A 19,946-nucleotide genomic window follows, 5' to 3' on the forward strand; every position below is an offset into this window, starting at 1 on the left:
AAACCGAATTCCTTAATAATCAATGACCTTGCATGAAGATTCGTAGATCTTTCGTAGGCGCATGGAAACTTCCAAATGTGAAATGCGTCGAAATGCGAGAGGTTTCGGGATTCGGTGCGGTTCCCATATAAACAGGTACTAGGTATACCTCTAAGGCGCGCTCTTCAATGGAGGCGGGGCAGAAATCGCTCCAGCCGCTTTTACACCCGCCTTTGCTTGAGCTGCTGCAATTACTTTTTGCATGTGTTGTTCACGCTCGTAGCGATGGACATACCACTCCTCCAAAAGGACCTCGATCAGGCCGATCAGCAATTCGGCTTCATCCGGGTCGACATCTACAACAATGTTGATGTCCTTTTCCATATGCGCGCCGATATTCCCAATCTTTCTCACTGCATCGATTGCATCCCATGTAACGGAATCAATTTTTCCCGATAGTGCATCAATTTCGTCAACTAGGCGGGCCTTCTTGATATTCCAAAAATCACGGATGATGCCTTGCAGGCAACGCCGGGATAACGTAGCGGACGCTTTAGGACTAAGCGATGCAATCTTGCACGCTTCTTCATAGTCTTGACGAATTGCCTCCGGAATATAAGCGGGGAAAGATTTCGCTTTTGAGTCCGGCTTCAGACTCCATGTGAGCAACGGGGAGCCGACGACTGATCTGTTGGGGGCGTACTTTATTCGGTATAGCGCAGCTTCAATTGTATATTCCTTGCAATCTCCATTCGGGCAGACAATTACGCTCGTATGAATGCCCAGATCCCCTTCTTTGTTGTCGCAATTAAAATAATGAATGTTGCCACTGCGATTGGCGTCGATAATCGTTGCGTTTTGTTTGCAATAAGGACACGTCCACACATTTGCCATGGCTCACTCTTTCTAGATAGCCCAAAAGGCAGACTGTACTATACTTTCTCTCGATCCCCCCTTAGTTCAAGGGATAGAATCCCGCACCAGCACTGGCTTAGCGCCGACCCCGTATCACTCCCGTATCACTCGAATTTCTCAGCAACAAAATGAGTTGCTTCGCTTTTCCCTACGAGTAACCACCAGGCGCGACAATGGATTGCCGTCAGCGCTTGTCGGGAGAGCCCGTATGCAAGTGCGCGGCCGAGTTCCGGCGAGGATCTCCGCCAACCCGGCGCTCCTCGCGTGATGCCTCGACCAGCTCGATCTCGCCATAACGCGCCCTGGCATCGGCTTCGGTGAGCTTGTACCGCGTCACCGCTTTCCGCTTGCGGACTGGATCGAAGTAGCGGACGAAGTAGACGATTTCAATGCGCTCGGGATCCATGGCGAAATACTGTATAAAAGATCAGTATAGTAGCGCCACGAAACCCCGCAGGCAATCAGGAAGATCGTGCCGGCGCTCACCTTGCGCCGCTCCCTTGCGCCAGCATTCGCGTCTTGTTCTGCGAGTCCGAGCTGGACCCGTAGTAGAAATTGACCACCGCGCCCCAAGCTGCGCCGAGCGCACCGAGCATGATGAGCAGCGCCTGGTTCTCGGACGTCTTGAGCATGCCGCTCATCATGCCGAGCAGAATGCCGAAAAACCCGACCGTGATCAGGATTGCCAGCGCGCCAGGGATTCGGCTGCTGGTCGTCATTTGCATGGTCCGAGCACTGGCGCGATCGTCGGCCGCAATCTTCTCCAGGGCCTGCACGTTCTGGAAGCCCAGCTCCTGCATGCGGACCGCGAACTCGGAATCCGCCTTTTTAAGTGCGAGCATCTGCTCCGGCGTCGCGCCCGACAGCGCCTGCTTTAAGGCGGCCTCCGTCTTGTCAGGCAGGCCGAACGCGTCCGCGATTGCGGAGACGGCCATCCCTCCCAGCGGCCCGCCGAGAGCGGTGCCGATCCATGGCGCAACGGCCGAGACAATGCTTTTCCATTCCATTTATGCATCCTCCGCTTGATACCGCAAATTGCCGGCGACTCGACGCGCCCACCCCTTGCCGAACTCCGGCCAGGTGGACAGCTTGGTGTAGAACTCCAGCCGCTCCGCGTTGAAGCGCGACAGGACGTCCGTGATGCTCATTGCCTTGAGCGCGGCCAGGGAGACCGGCCCGAAGTGACCATCATCGGCGACGCCGATCGCGCGCTGCAGGAACCGGACGGCCGTCTCGATTCCATGGTTGTAGGCCGCATCGAACACCTGGAACCCGATCGCGCCGTCATACTGGTCCGCCTGGACGCGATCCCAATACGCCGCCTTGGCAATCTCCCGCGCCTTTTCCCGGCTGAGCGTGCGCATCGGTCCGGAATAACCGTGCGCACGCGCAACCCTTGCCGTCACGCCGAACATCGTTTCCCCGCCGGGATCGGACGGATGGTTCACATATCCGCCCTCATGCCCGATCAGGCGATCAAATGCCTGGTTGAAATCCATTCCCGCTCTCTCCTATTTAGACGGCCAGTTGCCGTGCAGGATCTGCCACATCATCAAGCCAAATCCATAGAGCGCCGTGCCGGCGGCAGCGATGCCGCCGAGCCACTTCGCCCCGGTCCCGATCCAGCCAAGCACGCGGAACCCGCCCTTGACCGCGTTGAACACTTCCAGAAATTCCCTGGTGTCCGCCTTGAGTTCCTCGGTCAACCTGGTGTTTTTCTGGATCTCGGCCGTATTGGCATTGATGCCGGCCTCCAGCTTGTTCATACGCTCAGTGCCATTGCGAAATGACTGTGCGACGTAGTTTTTCCAATCATCTTCGGTCCTCGGCATATCGTCCCCCTGCAGCTGCTCTACCACATAGCCCCCCGTTGCCTATTTATGTTTGCCCAGCAGGTATGGCCCCGCCGCTCAGCCCTCGGTGATCGGAGTGGTCGACGCGCCGGATCCACCTGCTGCCAGGCAGGCGCTCGCAGATGCGCGCAAAACTGTTTGGATTGAAGCGCCAGGCTTCAGAGAGGCCGCCGGCCGTGCCGACCGCTTCATTGCAAAACCACTTTCGAATAGCCTGCCGAAACGGTGCCGACGTCGCCAGCAAGCCGACCAGGTCATAGCCATCGCCCCTGTGATCGGCAAACCAGCGCAGCGCGTCCTCGCCTGACATGGCCGGGACGTCGAGCAGGTCCCAGTGCTCCGGATCCAAGGTCATCACCTTTTTGCGCACGCCCCCGTCCATGTAGGAGGACGACCAGCAAAGCACGGCTCCGGTCATGCCGCTTCCAAGCTCGAAGACCGCCTCGCAGTGCGAGTAAGGTCCCGATGTCCACCAGGACACAAACCTGTTAAACAGGCGACTCTTACCCCGGTAAAAGGCGATCAACATGACTCATCCTCCATAGATCGACGGCCAGCCGGCACTAAAGTCGTAAGTAGCGGGGTTCGCTGCCGCCTCCATTGCCGCCTTGTGCTGCTCGGCCTTGGCGAAAACCGCCTGATCGTGTGCCGCCACCGCTTGGAAGATCTGCGCTGCGAGCGCCGGCGTCATCGCAATGAAGGAGCCGTCCATCGTCTTCCACTGCAGGCCGGCGGGAATATTCGCCCCCATCATCACGAGGCCGATCTGCTGGATCCGACTCGTATCGTCCGAGTGGAACCACTTGTCACCCACCCTCACGCCGCCAACCTTGCGCCTGTCGCGCTCCTCCTTGATCCGCTCCCACACGACCTGCGATGCCACTTCTGCAGCGCGAGCAATACGCGCCTCAATCTCGGCATTCTCGTCCGGAGTAGCGTCACGTTCCTTTTGCACCTTTTCAACCGCGTCCCAATAGCAAACTTTGTGGGTCATCATTTCACCTGTCAGGTATTGTTGTAGCCGTAGATGCGGATCTTCCCCGTCGCCGCGAAGTTATTCCCGCTACCCCAAAAGAAGCGGACTCCTGAGATTACATTTGCCGCTGGATACGCCGTATGAGCACCATTCAAAACAAATGTTGGAGTCCCGGCGTTTTGCCAAATCACCTTTCCCCCTAGCACCTTCAGGCTTGCCGCATCGTTGGCGTTCAATATTTGTAGAGCAAAACTACACCCTTTTCCTGTCGAGACGACCGATGCCCCACTCGTCAGGACTACGCCTGTAGTAGCTGCAGAAATTGCACCTCCTGCCTCACCACTTTGGTTGTAGTAGTTCGAACCGGCATCAGCAGCACCTGCAACGGCAAATCGAAGTTGAAGCGAGTCGCTAGCCGCCGGCAAAATTCCTTGCCCGAGAATCAGGTAATTGTCGTATGCCGCCGTAAAGACATTTAGTGCGTCAACGTTTGCAGCTGCAGTTGGCGTAAGCACTGCGAGCGGAGATGAAAGGCCATTCTGCGCGGAATCACCCTTGTCTCCCTTTGCGGTGAAATATGCAACGAGAGGATCTCCATTAACGAATGGATTTGCAGCGCTCGACGCCACCGGAGCAACCGTGATGTTCTTGTAGCCGGCCGGAGATGCAATCGACGAGACACTGAAAATCAACCACTTCGTTGCATCCGTAGCCTTTACCAATCGAATGAAGCCCTTGATTGTGCTGGTCGAGTCGTCCCATGTATCAATCACGCTAGTCCACGTCGAGCCATCAGATCCCGCGACGTCGAGGCGAATTACTGTCGATGTGTTTTGCGTCGCGCTGCTCAGTCGCAGCTTTCCCGCGCCGGGATCTGCGTCGCTAGTGGTCGAATCAAACGTATACGGAATAGTCATCGCACCACCTGCAACCATCGCAGTTATGGCCGCGGCCAAGGCATTTGCCTCGGTCACAAAGGTCGGCAGCGCGGCCAGGAGGCCGTCAGCAAGTGCGGCAAAGGTCGAAGGATTCGATGTGCTAGGCGGTGTCGGAAGCGACGTAATCGGCATGTTTAAATTTCCTCCAGCTCAAGGCTGATAACTGCATGTTGAGGGTGTCTGAGGTTGATACTGAATCGCTTGTAAATCCCGAGAATCAGGAGCGCCTCGAAGTAGTCGTCGGAACTGTCATCCAGGCCTGCCCATACGGCCGGCGTTGCGTTGAGCGCATCCCGCAAGTCGCGCACGCGGTTGACGCGGCTCTTTTCAAGCCAGATCTGCTGAACCGTCTTTGGCACGTTCCGGCGCGGCACCAGTTCGCTGCTGCCGTCGAAATTCCGCGTCACCGTCGAGAAGTTCAAGACGTCGGACTCCGCCGAATACTGGACATCCCCAATGTATTCATAGGACCCGAGCACGCACGCGCCACACTGCACATTTCCGGACGTTGCCGTGAGCGTGACCGTGATTACTGCGCCGGTATATGGCGGGAGGTCGAATAAGGCAAGGCTAGGTTGCGTCGCAAATGCACGGAAAAAGTAGTCATACCAGTCCAACACCTCGCGCTTGTTCAGGTCCTTGGTGATCGTGTACACGGTCGAACCACCGTTTGTCACCGTTATGGTTGCCGAGTTGGCGACTACGCCAAGCAAGGCAATTGAGTCCACGCGCCGCCCCGGCGTGATCACCACCGTCAGCGAACCAGGGACGGACGTTGCCGTGTTCCGCAGGACGTCGAACATCGCCCATTTGTTCGTCGGACCGATCTCCAGCCACTTTGTCGTGTTTGTCAGCGCGTTCCCTGTATTACCGGCGGCCAGCGACTCGTAGACCAGGTGCGCCGTCGCATCGATCACCCTATCGCCTAGCGCATAGGTCGCACCACCGGAATAGGTTTGATAGGTCGTCCCGATGACCGTCCACCAGCTCGGCGAACTCGCTGGCGTGTTACCGGTATTGCCGCCTTGCAGCGACTTATAAATGGTGAGCAAGCCCGCGCTGCCAGCAACACTGGCCGTTGCATCAAGCGCATACGTTGTCGCCGCATTGTAGGCAGCCGGCGCTGTCTCAACGACGGTGCTGCTCGTCAGCATCACATCCGTAATATCGAGAGGAGGAATTACATTCATGCCGTCACCGTCACGTTAATCGACGCTCCGTCCGGAGAGATCCGGCGGAAGAAACTTTCTTGCGCATTCGAGCTCGCCGCAATGCGCTCTAACGCCGCTTGCTGTTGCTCGACCTTTTGCGTCAGGCGCTCAACGGCGCCAGCGAGAACCGCGCTGCCACCGCTGAGAATTTCCTGCGTCTTGGCCGCATTGAAGATACGCGCCGCACCGGTATTGATGATTTCCGGACCGTCCTCACCAACCAGCGCGATGCCGGCTGGCTTATCACCTCCACTGGCATAGCCGCGCACGGCCTTCACACTGTCCCGGAATGCCTGCTCAATTTCGGGAAGCGGGATTCCCTTATTGAACTGGCCAGCCCAGTACGCTCCGCCCTCCTCCGTCAAATAGGACATGTCACTAAAGGTCGCATAAAGTCGTTCGACGGCAGACAGCTTATCGGTCGCGCCCTGGCCATTCGCAGCGCCGCCGTATCCGCCACCTGCACCGTAACCGGATCCACCAAACACGGCGCTATTGGCTCCGCCGCCGGTCGCACCTGCTACCGTCGCGCCCGCGATCGTGGATTTGAAGGAAGTGAGCGCATCAGCCACCGACATGATTGACGTGTCGATTCCCCTCAACACGTCAATCTGTTGCTTCGCCGAATTGACAATGTCATCCAGTCGCTGAGTCTCGGCGCGGTAACCATCCTCTGTCGCCTTCTTCTGATCCTCCAGCGCCTTGAGCGTCTTTTCCTCAACAGAGAGTTGCGCATCCGTCAGACCGGCCAACTCCTCAATGTTGTTGCGGTCGCGCATGAAATCGCGACGGAAGTCAGTGAGCGTCGCATACAGCTGCTCGTTCGGCTGCGCCACGGTGTCCAGCGCGCCCGCCAGTACATCAGCGTCCGGAAGAACGCCGCCCGCCCTGGCGATTGCAAGAGCGGCTGCGATCTGCGCCGAAGCCTGCGCACGGCCAGCCGCAGAATCGGCCGGGAGCCGCATCCGATCCACCGTGGATTTCAACGAGCTGGCCAGGCTCGACAGCTTGCCGATCCTGCCATTGACCGTGTCAATGCTGACGCTCAATCGCGCCATCGCATCTTCATATGCCTTGGCGACGGTGTCTTTCTGCGCCTGGACGGCACGCTGCAGCGCAGAGAATGCACCATCGACGGCACCCATCGCCTTGTCCAGCGTAGGCTTGCTAACCTTTTCCGCCGATTCCATCATCGTTGCAAACGCACCGGACACCTTGAGAAGCGCCGCCACTGCAGGAGCGCCAGCTTCACCGAGCGCCATCTCTGCATCGACCAGGGCACGGAATTGCTTCTTCGTCTCCGGCACGGTCAGGCCGACTTCCTGCAGGACGTCGGCAATCTGCTTCATCGTATTGGCACGCTTCTCTTCGTCGGAATAGAAGTTGTCATAGTACGAACCCGCCGCGCTCGCCAGCGCATCGATACCCCCTGCCGCCTTGATCAGTGTGGAAACCGCCTTGTCACTCAGATTCGCAAATCCCTTGAGCGTATCGCCCATGATGACGAGCGCCCTCTGCGTCGCGTTGATCTTGTCGACCACCGTAGCGAGATCAGCAAGCGCCGGCGAATCGCCGAGTTGGTCGAGCATCGACTTCGCCCAGTCCGGCAAACCGACGTCATTGAGCGCATCGCGCACGGACCGGCTCAACGCGGCCAGGTACTCGTTGCGACCGGCTTCGCCGTCGTTGAATTCCCGAGGTGCCCAACGGCTCTGGCGATTGCTGTCCCAGTCGATCAGCGTCTGCCCCATCTTCTGCACCAGCAGCGCGCCCCATGCGCCATCCTTGCTGGTGTCGTCGGCAAACGCGGTTGCGGCCGAATAACCGGCCGACTTCCCGAAGGTCTCGGCGGTGCTGTTGAGGATGCCGGCAATGCTGGAGGCCAAGCCGGAGACCATTGCCTCCGATTCCTTTGCGGTCGCAATGTCCATAAAGCCGAGCGACCGTGCGTCGATCAGCGCTGTCCCGAACTGGTCGGAACGCGCAGCGCCGCCGGTGTGCTTAGTGCCGGAGTCGTCCAGATGCTTAACCAGAGCCACTACCGCACCGATGCCAAGTGCAATCGGTCCGAGGTAGCCCGCAACCTGCCCGAGTGCCGTCGATAGCGAGCCCGCCCCGACGTCGAGCGCCGACGACAAGGCCGACAGCGGATTGACCCCGGCCGTCAGCTGCGCGAATCCCGCAGAGATCCCGCTCCCGAAGTTGCCGGCAAGTGCACCGATGCCCGACATGATCCCGCCAACGTTGCCAAGCGCCCCGGCCTCGCCGGCAGCGCCGGCCGTTGCCGCGCTGGCAGCGCCTGCTCCGCCCATGACGCCCGACATCACGCCCTGGATCGCAAACTTGAGGCCATTCGTTTTGACGTAGTTGCGAATACCGTCCCAGAATGACTTAAAGAAGCCCTTCCCGGCTTCAAAGCCACGATATAGGGAATCGGTCAGGCCTTGGCGGACGCTGTCATTGAACTTGGTCCACTCTTTGGCCGCTTCCTCCGCCTCATCGGCGAGAACCTGCTTTGCAGCCCCGTCACGCTTCGCGTTTGCCAGCTTGTTCTTGGCAGCGGCCGCACGCTCCAGGTCAGCCGCATACTGCAGATAGGCGTCGTGCAGAGGTCCGGCATAATCCGCCGCCGCTCGAAGAGCCGCAGCGGCCTCTCGATCGGAGGCCGCCTCCAGGTCGATTTTTTCCGCAATCAGGTCGGCGATCTGCTCCTTGCTCAGACCGATCTCTGCGTTGTGCTCGCGCTGTTTTTCCAGCTCGTCCTGAACCTTTTTGACTTCCTTCTCACCGACGGCAATCAGCTCGTTTGATGCCTTGGCCATTTCGCGCTTGATCGCGACATTGCGCTCGGACACAACCAGCGTGTCGAGCAACTGCCGGACGCGCGCCTCTTCCTTCTCTGTCAGGCTGATTGTATTGTTTTCCAAGTCAGCGTTGACCTTGGCAAGCAGCTTCTGCCCGTCCGTCGCCTTCTCATCGATCCGCAACTCCATCTCCTGGACCGAGATTTTTTCCTTGAGCGTCGCGACCAGCTTCTGATAGTCGGAAATGCTTTCCTTCTTGTCCTTGTCCTTGTCGTTGATGTTCGTAAAGTCGAGCTTCTTCTTCACGCCCTCAGCAGCGGTCCCAGCGGCCGCCATGTCTGCGATCCGCGCCCGGAGCTTCTGACCAAGGGTTTCTTCGGACCAGGTTTCATCCAGGGTTTGCTTCAAGCCGTCCCAGATCGCCTTACCCCGCACGCCGCCGGCCTCGAAGGCTTTCAGCGCGCCGGAGAAATCGCCACGCTTGACGGCGTCGAACACTTCGGCGACCGTCGTAAATTCGCTGCCGAGCTTGGCCGCCACAGCACCAATGATCTCGCCCAGGCTGAGGACCACGCGCTTGACACCGGCAAAGGCATCCATGACATAGGTTGCACCGGTAATCGCGTTCTGCGTCCAACGCGCAATGCTGCCGTCGGCCGACAGTCTCCGGATTTCTTCCCGCAGTCCGCCGGTCCCGTTCGTCACATCGAGGAACGCCTGCAGCCCGATATTGAGCGCAGGGATCATGCCGACGGCCAATTCCTTCTTCCACGCCCCGCCGCTGCTCGTCAACTTCGTCAGGTTGTCGCCGAAATTGTCCGCTGCGGCAGCCTGCTCGGTCGTGATCTTTGCCTGCAGGTCAGCAGTTTCCGCGAGATCTTTCATGAAAGGCAGCATCTGCGCGCCTTCCTTGCCGAGCAGCGCCATTGCAACAGCCGCTTTGCCGGAGCCGTCCTCGAACTTGTTCATTGACTCAGCAATGGTGCGCATCTGCTGGTCGGGACTGAGGTTTTTGAAGGTGTTGAAATTGATACCAAGAGCTTCGAGCGCCTTGCCAGCGCCCTTGCTTTCCTCGGTCGCGCCGGACATGTTCTTGGCCAGCTTGTTCATCGAGCCGGCGATCTGCTGGACACTGACGTCGCTGTATTTGCCGACTGACGCAAGGCCCGACAGCGCCTCGACAGATGCACCAGTCTGGATGCTCAGGTCGTGCAGCGCACCGGCCGCCTCGGTTGTGTCCTTGACGATGCCTGCAAAGGCCGCGATCGAAAGGCCGCCACCGATTGCAGTAAGGCCGGCGATCGACGCGGACACCTGGCCGATCCGGTCCCCTACCTGCTTCAAACCGCCCATCACGGTCTGAACGCCTTCCAATGCCAACTTGATTTTTGTTTCAGCCATGATGGGAGTCTTGTCCGTTATTGTGCCGCTTGCTCTAACTCGTCAAGGTATGCCGCCTCCATCGCGCGCAACCCGTCAAACAGCTCTTTTCGCTTCTTCTTCGGCACCAGGAGGACGTCTTTCATGTACGCCACCACCGAACCGTAATCCAGACCTTCCTTGCCGTTCACCCCTACGCGCCACTGCGTCTGAACCTGCAACCAAAGATTGAAGTTTTCGACGCATTCAGGCCATAGGGCAAACTCCTCTTCGACCTCCAACCGCCCCTCAGGAGACAGACCGAAGAAGGCGGCCGCGGCGTTGACCTCCGCCTCGGGCTCGGGGTCGCTGCCATCCCTGGACGGAATTCGCAGCTTCCCGCGTGCCAGAAGCGCCGCCGCGCGCCTTAGTTTTTTTCCTTCGCTCCACACTCCTTGAGGTAGGAGTTGAAGGCGACGGCGGGCAGGCCCGGCAGGCTGAGCATGACGTCGAACGCTTCGGCGCTGAAAGGAACCGGATTGTTTTCGTCGTCGATCACCAGGCGCTGATCGCTCCAGTTCCGCGTGACCCCCTTCATGAAGTCCGAAATCAAGCCATCGCCCTGCTTGGTCTTGGCCGTGATTTCGTTCTGCATCAAGCGGGCGCAATCGAGCGAGAAGTTGTGCTGCTCCTCCTTGCCGGCGTTGTTGACGGTGAACTTCACCGGCACGATCACGGTGTTGGCTACTGCGAGTTTGAATGCCATGTTGTTTTGTCCTGGTTATGTAACTGGTTGAACCCGCCGCTTACACGCAGGCGAGACGGAATTCGTCGTTGCCGGACTGCGGCACGAAGCGCATATCGAAGCCGATGAGGCGACGCCCATTCTTGTCGACCTTCTTCGGATTGATCAGCTGCACCGCCGGCGCATGGATGATCATCTTGTAGCCGGTCGCCGTGCCGATCGTGAAACCAAGGCTTTGCAACGTGTTGGCCTTCACGCTGGTCATCAGCGTGACTTCCTGTGCGGCCGTCAGGTCCAGCTCAGTAGATCCGGTTACCTGCCGATCGGTAATGTCGACGGTCTCCGAGCCAAGCAGCGCGGTGAAGTTGACCGAGTTGCCCAGGTTGATCTCGATGCCGGAGCTGGAGTAAGCGGTGCCGCCGGAGAGCGCCCCGGTTGCGTAGCTCGCGCCAAGCGTCACATCGACCACGTTGCTCATCTTCATTGCCACCGGAGCCTTCCACGCGGTATAGGTCGGCGTTGCGTTTGCGGTCGCAGTCACGCCGCCGTCCACGCCGACGACGTCGAATTTGAGAACCGGACGCTCGCCCACCTTTGCGCTCAGCGTCACGTTGCCCATTACGCCGAGCAGCTTGTGCAGGACGCCGTCGTCGTAGTAGTAGACGGTCGCCGTCTTCAAGGACGAAGAGACAGGCGTGTATTCGACGCGTGCCGGTGTCGCGAGAATGCCTTCGGCGATCGCGCATGCCTGCATTGCAGCACCCCATGCCGGAGCCGTGCCTGCAGCGCCAGAGCCGGCAAGTTCCAAAGTGAAGGATGCCTTGACGCTTGCGACGCCTACCAGCTGCTCACTCGCTCCGAAGTAGCCGCGCATCAGGTTGCGGTCGACGTTCTGCGCATCCAGCGGCGCGATGCTCATGTCACTGACGAGCAGCGCATTCGCGGCACCAGTCGGAACGGCATCGGTGCCCGCAGTAACTTCATTTTTCAGCAGGATGACGGTGTTGCGAATATAGCGGGGCATGATTTACTCCTCGGTTTGGTTCGTCGGTTCAGTCGGCTGCTCGCGCGGAATCCATTGCTTTGCATCGTCATCCCACGTCCAGCTTCCGCCGCCAGGCGGGTTGGGAATCGTTTCAGGCTGTTGCTGAATCGTTTCGGGCTGTTGCGGAATTGCCTCCGCCTGGCTGTTTCTCGATTTGCTCATGGTCAGTCCAGTGTTGAGTTGTTGGTACGGTGCTCGACCGGATACATCATCCGAATCCAGCCTGTTTTCTGCCCCTTCGAGTCATACTCCGCGTCGATCGACGGAATGCCAACATAGGCAACAACACCGCCGAGCGTCGGATCTGCTGCGATGCGCTCATAGACACCCTTAAGCAGCGGATCAACTGCGAGGTCCCCCGTCTGCGCGGTGCTCTTTGCATACAGTTCGACAGAGATCATCGAAATCCAGTCGATTGGAGCGCCTGCGATCGTCGACTCTTTCGGCCTCGCCCCGTCGAATTGCACATTCACGGCATTCGTATGTTGCTCGGCGATTTCACGCGGCATCGCGCGTAAGACGTTGCTCGACACCGAGGGGCTTTCCTCTAAGCGAGAGACGAAGGCGGCAACGATGCCGGCAAAGATGGTATTGCTCACGCCGTTTCCTCCAGCAGGAGAATGCTCATGCCAGTCCCGTCCGGATGGTGCTCAGCGATCGCATACGTCACGCTGCCCACGATAAGCAGCTTGCCAACGGGATTTGCAGGAACGCTCTCGGTGCCCAGGGTGAAGGCAGGGTTTGATACGGCCATGCCGACACCAGCGCCGGCATGGCTGTAGGCGTTGTCGAAAATACCGCGCACGGAGACGCCGTCGAGCATGGCTGCGACGCCGAAATCAGAGAAGAACGGAGCGGTATTTTCAACAAACATTACTGACCGCCTGCGCCGGTGTTGTCGTTTTCGTTGCCGCCGTTGCCGTTGGCGCTGCCGTCATTGCTGCCGGTCTGTCCGTCCTGCTGCTGACCGCTCGCGCCGTCCGTCGTCGCGCCCTTGGCAGCGCTCTTTGCAGACCCCTTGGCCTCGGCCTTGACGTACTCGGCACGACCCATGCCGACAACAACGGCCGCGTCATCCACGTCCACCTCGACCTTGACGCCGCGTGCGTAGGACTGGCCGCCGATCATCACCGGCTCTTTGATCTTGATCATCGCTTTCATTGCTTGCCCTCGATTGGTTTGGAAAATGGCGGACGCCTGGTTAAAGCGTCCGCCGTTCAAAGTGCAGACGTCTGCACTTGTGGCTTGGTCAATTACGAGGTCAGGCCGTCAGTCATCGCCGAGAAGCTGGCAGCCAGACGTACTGCCACGTCGATGTACTGGTTCGCAGTGAGGATCACTTCGCCCGTGCCTGCTGCGGTGTACGGATCCACCACGATGTCCAGGCCGCCAAACAGACCGATTACCAGGTCCGACCAGTCGGAGCCGAACGCCAGCGAGGAGCAAACGCCGTTCGCCGTGCCCTTGGTGCCAGTGCTGGACATCGTGTTGGTCACGGCAGCGCGGTAGCCGTTGAGCGGCTGCGCAGCGTTTTCCCAGATGAACGGCAGGTTGGCGGCCTTTTGCTTCTGCTTGAGCCAGCCGCGAGTCTTGGTGTTGACGATGTAGCCGGAACGCTGGTCAGGCTCCGCATTCGCGTTCGCGCATGCGGTTTCCAGACCAACGATGTGGCTCCAGTCGATCTGCGCGCCGTTCGTGCCGCCAATTACCGAGCCGATGCCAGCAGTTGCCAGCAGGCCGCGCGCCTCGTTGCCGGTAGCGGTGCCGTTGATCGCCTGGTCCTGAATCTTGACCGCGATCGTCTGCGTGAGGTCGTCGCGCAGCATTGCGTCCACGTCGAGCGAGCCCTGGAGGAGGGCTTGCTTGGAATACGGGACCTTGCCGGTCACGCGCTTCGGATTGAGCGCGATCTGGTTGGTTGCAACCGAGCCGGACGATGCGTTGCCGTTTTCACCCGGCATGTTCACGGTGGAGCCGGATGTCTTGCGCGGAATGGCAATGTTGCCGGTGAGGCCGCCCAGGAAGCGGACGCCCATCGCAGCCAGGACCATGTTGTTGCGCAGAACGTCGACGAACTCGTTACCCAGGACCGAGGTCTGGATCAGATTGCCGCCTTCGGCTGCAGTGCCTGCAGCAAAGCTGCGAGTAAAGCTGTCGACGGGCACAAAGAATCCCTCCGGCGTCATGCCGGCGCGCTTCGCGACCGCTTCCGATGCGGCACGCTCCAGACCGGCCTTGGACCAGTCGCCGGAAAGCTGAGCCTGCACGGCGCGCAGGATGCTGTACTGCTTGCGCTCTTGCGCGCTGAGACCGATCTCGGCCTCGGCCGCGCTGGAATGACGCGAGGAGATCTTCTCCATGAGCGCATCCTTGAACTGCTCGACCGTCTTGCCGCCGCGAATGAAGTCAGCGACCATTTCGCGAGCGCCGAATTTTTCGTAGGAGTCCGCGATCGCGAGCAGATCTGCGGTGCGTTTTTGTTCGGCCTGACGGCCTTGTGCGACTGCGTTGTCATCCATGACAATGACCCTTTCAGGTGTTGGGGTTGTGGGTTGGGAACGGACTTCGACAGCAGGCGGAGTCGCCTCCGGCCGCTCAATGATGGTTTCGACGTCTTCGGCTCCCGCCGATCTGCCTACACCGACAGTGGGATCCGCAGGAACAGCAACCAAGCTGATTTCCATCGGCTCCCAATCTGTAACTCGATACACTTCTTTTTTGAACTCGGCCTCTTCGAGCACCATCTTGTGCACGATGTAACCGACCGAGATGCAGGAACGGATGCCGTCAACGACATCCTGGAAAATCTCTTCTGCCCGCGCGCTTCGCGAGAAGCGAACGATTGCGCGACCGACGCGGTCCTTGTCGATCCACGCTTTCTCGATGACGCCGATTTGCTCGGAGGTCCGGTGATCCAGCAGGAACGCGCAGCAGCCCGAGGCTAAGCGATCGAGGCGGACGGACTTCGGGCCATGGTCAAGAATCTCGGTGCCGAAGTAGCGCTCATACGGCTCCTCCGAAGAGAAGGCGACAGGAACAGTGCGCGCCTCCTGGTCGACCCCGTCGCGTTGCAGGCTAAAGTCGCGATACAGAGTTCCGGTCTTGATTTTCGACGTTGTCATGCGTGCTCTCGCTTTCGTGTGTTACGTCTGGCCGATTACTGCGCCGGAGTGAAGTCGACGTAGAACTCCTGCCCAAGACCGAATTGCTTGCCGGCCTCACCGTTGATCGTTGCGAGTTCGATCTGACCGCTCGGCGTCGCAGCGTAGAACGCTGCGTTTTCCTCACTGCCAGACGTAACAGGTGCCAGACGGACCGTCTGGATCTCACCCTTCGCTTTGTCCCAGTGCTCTTGCCTGGTGATGCTGGTGACTTTGAACTTTGCGCGGACGGTCATTTGTTTCCCTCAATAATCACGTTGACGATGTCCGGCATGATGCGTGTTGCCGCGTGACATTTTTAGGGAAGGATGTCACTTTCGATTAGTCGTAGCGGATCGGCACCCGGATGACGCCCCCGGAAATCCGCTCGATACTGCGGTCATCTGGCAGGTTGGCGGTCAATGGTTTGCGATTGGGACAGTCGACGTGTGAGCATCCAATCTCGAATTGCTTATTGCACACGGGGCACGGCTGCTGCTTCGTCTGTCCCATACGCTCTACTCCTCGGCCGCCGGCGCAGGAGCCGGATCCGGAGTCGGAGGAACGGGCTCGCCGCTGAGATTGATCTTGAGGCGCCGCGCCTCTTCCTCCTCGGCGGCCAGCTGCTGGAACACCTCATCGATGTCGCCGCCCTGCTCCGTGATGATCTGCTTGCGACTCTTGAGCCCGCCGCGCACGGCCGCCATGTTGGCCTCGACGTCCTTGAGCGGATCCACCCACGCCCAGCGACGGCTCTGCCATGCGTGCGCGCCGAACTTCTCCAGCTTGGCGATCGGCAGCGCGCTCCCGTTCGGCATCGTGATCGCGCCCCGCATGAGCGCCATCTGCAGCCAATCCATGAACACTGGCTCGCAGAAGGACTCAACCATCCAGGCCTGCAGCGCCATCCACACGTCACGCTCCTCCAGGAGGCCGGCACGGATGGAGCTAAAGTTCACGCCCTCCAGATCGTTGGCAAGCGAGTTGTAAGAGACCAGGAGGCCGCTCGCGATCCCACGCAGGCAGAGTTTGATAAAGACATCCGTGTTTTGCGCCGGATAGTCCGGATCCCATGCCTTGAAGTCGTAGCCCTTCGGAAGGACGCTGAACGTTCCCGGATCCGCGTCCGTGACAAATTCGCCCTCCTCGTCCTCGCCGTCGGAAAGCGGTTCGGCATCGCCGTCCGGACTGGTGAAAAAACCCATCTTTGCCGCGCCGGTGCGGGCCGCGACAACAACGGCCTCCTCATAGCCGGCCAGCATGTTCATGCGCAGCATGGCCGCATGCGCCCAGGGAATCCCGCGAGACTGCTCCAGGAGCTCCGGCACGAAGCAATGGAAGATGTCATCGGCCGGCACGCGCTCGACGCGGACAGACTGCCCGTTGATCGTCACCGGCATGCTCTCGCCTGGATGCAGCGTGAGGAGGTGATAGGCAACCGGCCGCCCGTAGGAGTTCATCTCGATCCCCATACGGATGAAATTGCCGTTGGAGAGCGTCTGATTGAACGCGACCGGCAAGCGGGAGATGTCCAGCACCTGTAGTGCATAGCCGAACGCATTGACCGTCTTGCCGCGCACGCGCCGGATCAGGATCTCGCCATCGCGGGCGACCGACTTGATGAACAGCTTTTGAATGTCGACGAAGCTGAGACGCCCCGTCACATCGCAGACGCCGCGCTTTGCCCACTTGAGAAACGCTGCCTCAATCGCATTGTTGGCCAGCTCGTCCTTTTTCCCGCCCGGATCCGTGACTTGGCACTGCAGCTGGTGCCCCTTCGGGCCGACAACGCCATTGCCCACCATGTTGAGGAACTTGCGGAAATAGTCGTTGTTGTTGCCGAGGTCCCTCGATCGCGCCCGCATGACGTCGAGCGATCGGAAAATATCCGCGTCCGCGCTCACGTTGCTGACATTCCATCCTGCAGTAAGGCGCGAGCTCGACGCAGCGGCAAAGGTGCGGACCCGAATCGGACGCAGGACCGGCTCGGTCCTGACGATTGCCGGCTGCTCTTTCACGTAGCCAAGGCGCGAAGCCAGGCGCGTTAATACATTTGCCATTAGAACCTCACGCGGATTTTGTTCTTGGGTTTCTGGCCGCTGGCAATGCGCGCTGCGCGATCCTCGGCGTTGACTTTGTTCTGCCAGTATTCGATCTGGTTGAGGATCTCGACGGCCGAATGGAACTTCATGCGACGACCGGCAATTTCATACTCAGCGACGTGCGCATTGCCGCCGGTGATGTATGTCTGATACGCGGCCTGCAGGGCCTCCAGGGACTTGCGCGCATCGGAGCGGCCGTCGTAGGTATTGAGCGTCGCAAGGTTCGGCTTGACGATCATGCGGCTGGACGCCACGGTCAGGCGCTCAGCTCCAGCCTCGACCCATGCGGTCCAGTCATACGCACCGGCCGGATAGTCCTTGCTCGTTGCGGCCGGAATCTGCACCAGGTGATCCGCGCCGGACGCACCGGCCGTGATCTCGATCTTGGCCGATGCGTTAAGCAGGCGATACTTGAGCGTCCAGCCGGAGGTTGCCGGGAAGTCGGCCAAGGACCGCAGCCAGGAGATGGTGTCGCCGGCGACGATGATCGCGGGCTCTGTAGTCGGAGTCGTCATGCGGGCATGATGCTGGTTGCCGCGTGACATTTTTAGGGAAGGATGTCACTTTCAAGCCGCTCGCGGTTTGGCGTGCACGATGCGCCGGATCTGGCGCTCGTTAAGTTTGAAACGCTTCCCGAGCTCAGCATAGTTCGCGCCGGTAAACAATGACCGGATCAGCCCGTCACGCTCGGCGCGGCTCTGACTTCCGCCCACCTTCGGAATGTAAATCTTTTCCCCGCCCAAGTTGGTCCGCAGTTGCTCCTCCAGCACCGTAGCGACGACATCGGCAACGGCCTTGGTGAAGGCAGGATGTTGCACCACGCGCTTAGCCAGGTCCTTGATAAAGTCGCTCATTGGTTATCCCCTCCAGCCCTGAACAAATCCTGATTGCCGCACCTTGCGGGTTTTTGTCTTGCGTGCCGGCGCGGCCGGCGCTTGCTCCGTCGCGCCCTGGTCGACCTGCTCGGCCGTCTCCTGCGCCGCCTCTCGCTCGATCGGCGGCTCCGGCAGCGCGAAGAGATCGCCCGTCGGAGGCTGGACGATGGACTCCAACTTGTCCCACATCTTCTGCGTGTATCGATGCAGGTCGAGCGCGTGCGCGGCAAAGGTTGCATAGACTGTGCAGTCCAGCACCTCATTGCGCACGCCGGCGCTTTTCTTCACCCATCGATAGACCTCGCCGACAGCGGTGCGCTGCAGGATCCGGATCTCCGCCGTGAGCTGCGTATAGAACTCGTCCGGCAGCTCTTTCGAGAAATGCACGAATCCGGGCCCCGGCGTCATCACCTTGAGCTGTCCATGGATCAAGTCCTTGGCCGTGTCGGTGCCAACAAACCACAGTTTGACGCCGCGCTTGATCACCTTGCCCTTGCTGTTGACGTCCTGCATCGAGGCCTTGCCCTTGATCGGCACCCCTTGCTTGTTGTCACCCTTGACGGCGAAGATCCGCCGGCGCGCGCGCATGCGGCAGAAGTCATACACCTGGTGCGTGAAGTGACCGCCGGTGTCGATCGCCGCGGCCTCGATCGCGAGCAGCTGGCCGCTCGCGTGCCGGAACTTGGTCTGCAGGTACGTGTCGAGCTTTTCCCAGTCCCGCTCATCGGCAGGATTGGCCTGCAGGACGGTGTAGTCAATCGTCCACCGCTCCATGCCTCGCCCCCATCCGTAGACGGTGATCTCGAATCGGTTGTCCTGGACGTCGACGCCGGCCGTCAGCACCAGACAACCCATCGGCACGGTGCGCAGCGCAAACGGCTCGGCGCGCAGCTTGAGCTCGTTCTCGTCCGTCTGCTCGACCTCCTCCTCCCAGGACTCGCCGAGCGTCGTGTTGACGAAGGTCTTGAGCTCGGCCTTGTCGCCGGCTTTTGCCTTGGCAACTGCGGAGAGAAACTCGCGCACGATCTGCGCCCAGCTCGTCATCGGGCTATAGGCCGTCCAGATATGGAACGCGACCGAGTGCGGAGCCGGGACCAGGCTTCCGTCACGGTCCCGGAAGTTGCCCTCCTGGTCGATCCAGACGCCCTCGCGATCGACCCACCGGCCGCGCTTCCAGACTGAGAGATACTCCGCCTGCGTGTAGTGCACCCCGCAGGCCTCGCAAAGGTGCGTCACGGTCTCCGGATCGTCGTTGATCCACTTGAATCCATACGGCAGAGGCTGATCGTTCTTGTCCTTGCCGCCCCATCGGATCGTGTGCTCGGTGCCGCAATGCGGGCAAGGGATGTTGAACCGGAAACTGCGCTCCGCCTCCTGCTCACGCGCCTCGATCATGCTCAAGTGCTTGAGCTTCGGTGTGCTGCCGCCGATCTGTTTCGGGAACGTCGCGCCCTCGATCCGCTTGCCGGACAACGTGATCGGACTGCCCTCTTTTTCAATGTCCGTATCGAATCCGTCGACCTCATCAAGGATTGCGACATCAACCGACAGTCGCCGGTAATTCTTCGCAGCCTTCCCGCCGCGAATATGCAGCACGGAGCCGAGGAAAGTCTTTTGCCGCAGCGTGTTGTTCTTGTGCCTGGACAGGTACTCAGGGAACACGCGCTGCATGGTCTTGACGTCGCGCAGCATCGGATCGACATCCGTCTTTACAAAGTCGTCCGCGTCGTCGTCTGTCGGCTGCCAGACAGCCTGGTTCCGCCGCTTGTGCTCGGCAAAGTACGCCATGGCCGCAAGGATGATCTTCGTGTAGCCGACGCGCGCCGACTTGCGGACCCATACCTCCCTGATGTCGTCGTTGCTGATGCAGTCCATGATCCCGATCTGATACGGGAAGGCGGACCACGCCTGCTCGACATAGCTCGACTCGGCCGAAAGGTAGAAGTGCTCCTCCGCCCACTGCGACAGGCGCACAGGCGGAGGGACCTCGAACGGGGACAAGCC

General features: G+C 59.9%; 23 protein-coding genes. All 23 read right to left on the minus strand.

The window, feature by feature from the left end; all coding sequences use genetic code 11:
• Positions 1-150 precede the first annotated feature (150 nt).
• The 23 genes from AYR66_RS25795 to AYR66_RS25900 all read right to left on the minus strand — a co-directional run bounded on the left by AYR66_RS25795 (position 151) and on the right by AYR66_RS25900 (position 19,943).
• The gene (locus AYR66_RS25795) at positions 151-873 is read right to left on the minus strand and encodes a DUF4145 domain-containing protein (protein WP_088706274.1); all 723 of its coding nucleotides are present in this window, start codon (positions 871-873) and stop codon (positions 151-153) included.
• A gap of 205 nt (positions 874-1,078) precedes the next feature.
• Positions 1,079-1,300 (minus strand): hypothetical protein, encoded by a 222-nt coding sequence (locus AYR66_RS25800; protein ID WP_088706275.1) that lies wholly within the window; start codon positions 1,298-1,300, stop codon positions 1,079-1,081.
• 76 nt (positions 1,301-1,376) lie between these two features.
• Positions 1,377-1,901 carry a hypothetical protein gene (locus AYR66_RS29765; protein ID WP_206047033.1) on the minus strand — a complete coding sequence of 175 codons (525 nt, stop codon included), beginning with the start codon at positions 1,899-1,901 and terminating at the stop codon, positions 1,377-1,379.
• Entirely contained in the window at positions 1,902-2,393 is a 492-nt protein-coding gene (locus AYR66_RS25810) for a glycoside hydrolase family 108 protein (RefSeq protein WP_088706276.1), read from the minus strand.
• A gap of 12 nt (positions 2,394-2,405) precedes the next feature.
• Positions 2,406-2,660, minus strand: coding sequence for a hypothetical protein (locus AYR66_RS25815; protein WP_141104009.1), 255 nt, complete (start codon positions 2,658-2,660; stop codon positions 2,406-2,408).
• Positions 2,661-2,772: 112 nt separating this feature from the next.
• On the minus strand, positions 2,773-3,276 hold the full coding sequence (locus AYR66_RS25820) for a hypothetical protein (protein ID WP_088706278.1): 504 nt from the start codon (positions 3,274-3,276) through the stop codon (positions 2,773-2,775).
• 3 nt (positions 3,277-3,279) lie between these two features.
• Positions 3,280-3,744 (minus strand): DUF4376 domain-containing protein, encoded by a 465-nt coding sequence (locus tag AYR66_RS25825; protein ID WP_088706279.1) that lies wholly within the window; start codon positions 3,742-3,744, stop codon positions 3,280-3,282.
• An 8-nt stretch (positions 3,745-3,752) separates the two neighbouring features.
• The gene (locus tag AYR66_RS25830; protein ID WP_088706280.1) at positions 3,753-4,793 is read right to left on the minus strand and encodes a hypothetical protein; all 1,041 of its coding nucleotides are present in this window, start codon (positions 4,791-4,793) and stop codon (positions 3,753-3,755) included.
• A 2-nt stretch (positions 4,794-4,795) separates the two neighbouring features.
• Complete coding sequence (locus AYR66_RS25835) at positions 4,796-5,851, minus strand: hypothetical protein (RefSeq protein ID WP_206047034.1); 1,056 nt, start codon at positions 5,849-5,851, stop codon at positions 4,796-4,798.
• Positions 5,848-9,765, minus strand: coding sequence for a mitotic spindle assembly checkpoint protein MAD1 (locus AYR66_RS25840; protein WP_206047035.1), 3,918 nt, complete (start codon positions 9,763-9,765; stop codon positions 5,848-5,850). The genes AYR66_RS25835 and AYR66_RS25840 overlap by 4 nt, the downstream gene beginning before the upstream one ends.
• A 329-nt stretch (positions 9,766-10,094) precedes the next feature.
• On the minus strand, positions 10,095-10,487 hold the full coding sequence (locus AYR66_RS29105; protein WP_170942044.1) for a DUF1799 domain-containing protein: 393 nt from the start codon (positions 10,485-10,487) through the stop codon (positions 10,095-10,097).
• Entirely contained in the window at positions 10,463-10,801 is a 339-nt protein-coding gene (locus AYR66_RS29110; protein ID WP_170942045.1) for a hypothetical protein, read from the minus strand. The genes AYR66_RS29105 and AYR66_RS29110 overlap by 25 nt, the downstream gene beginning before the upstream one ends.
• A gap of 40 nt (positions 10,802-10,841) precedes the next feature.
• A complete protein-coding gene (locus AYR66_RS25850) occupies positions 10,842-11,804 on the minus strand; it encodes a phage tail tube protein (protein WP_088706284.1) in 963 nt (320 codons plus the stop codon).
• A gap of 3 nt (positions 11,805-11,807) precedes the next feature.
• Positions 11,808-11,987: a hypothetical protein gene (locus AYR66_RS25855; protein ID WP_088706285.1), complete on the minus strand. Its 180-nt coding sequence runs from the start codon at positions 11,985-11,987 to the stop codon at positions 11,808-11,810.
• Between the two features lie 2 nt (positions 11,988-11,989).
• Complete coding sequence (locus AYR66_RS25860; RefSeq protein ID WP_088706286.1) at positions 11,990-12,424, minus strand: hypothetical protein; 435 nt, start codon at positions 12,422-12,424, stop codon at positions 11,990-11,992.
• Positions 12,421-12,699 carry a head-tail joining protein gene (locus tag AYR66_RS25865; protein WP_088706287.1) on the minus strand — a complete coding sequence of 93 codons (279 nt, stop codon included), beginning with the start codon at positions 12,697-12,699 and terminating at the stop codon, positions 12,421-12,423. The genes AYR66_RS25860 and AYR66_RS25865 overlap by 4 nt, the downstream gene beginning before the upstream one ends.
• Positions 12,699-12,977 (minus strand): hypothetical protein, encoded by a 279-nt coding sequence (locus tag AYR66_RS25870; protein WP_141104011.1) that lies wholly within the window; start codon positions 12,975-12,977, stop codon positions 12,699-12,701. The genes AYR66_RS25865 and AYR66_RS25870 overlap by 1 nt, the downstream gene beginning before the upstream one ends.
• Positions 12,978-13,078: 101 nt before the next feature.
• Positions 13,079-14,947: a phage major capsid protein gene (locus AYR66_RS25875; protein WP_088706289.1), complete on the minus strand. Its 1,869-nt coding sequence runs from the start codon at positions 14,945-14,947 to the stop codon at positions 13,079-13,081.
• Between the two features lie 35 nt (positions 14,948-14,982).
• Positions 14,983-15,222 (minus strand): hypothetical protein, encoded by a 240-nt coding sequence (locus tag AYR66_RS25880; RefSeq protein ID WP_088706290.1) that lies wholly within the window; start codon positions 15,220-15,222, stop codon positions 14,983-14,985.
• A gap of 261 nt (positions 15,223-15,483) precedes the next feature.
• On the minus strand, positions 15,484-16,983 hold the full coding sequence (locus AYR66_RS25885; protein ID WP_170942046.1) for a phage portal protein: 1,500 nt from the start codon (positions 16,981-16,983) through the stop codon (positions 15,484-15,486).
• Positions 16,984-17,024: 41 nt separating this feature from the next.
• Complete coding sequence (locus tag AYR66_RS25890; RefSeq protein WP_141104012.1) at positions 17,025-17,582, minus strand: hypothetical protein; 558 nt, start codon at positions 17,580-17,582, stop codon at positions 17,025-17,027.
• A 51-nt stretch (positions 17,583-17,633) separates the two neighbouring features.
• Positions 17,634-17,921: a Mor transcription activator family protein gene (locus AYR66_RS25895; protein ID WP_088706293.1), complete on the minus strand. Its 288-nt coding sequence runs from the start codon at positions 17,919-17,921 to the stop codon at positions 17,634-17,636.
• Positions 17,922-17,924: 3 nt separating this feature from the next.
• Positions 17,925-19,943: a phage terminase large subunit family protein gene (locus tag AYR66_RS25900; protein WP_170942047.1), complete on the minus strand. Its 2,019-nt coding sequence runs from the start codon at positions 19,941-19,943 to the stop codon at positions 17,925-17,927.
• Positions 19,944-19,946 lie beyond the last annotated feature (3 nt).

This window comes from Noviherbaspirillum denitrificans, from assembly GCF_002211445.1.
In the GTDB taxonomy this organism is placed as follows: domain Bacteria; phylum Pseudomonadota; class Gammaproteobacteria; order Burkholderiales; family Burkholderiaceae_D; genus Noviherbaspirillum; species Noviherbaspirillum denitrificans.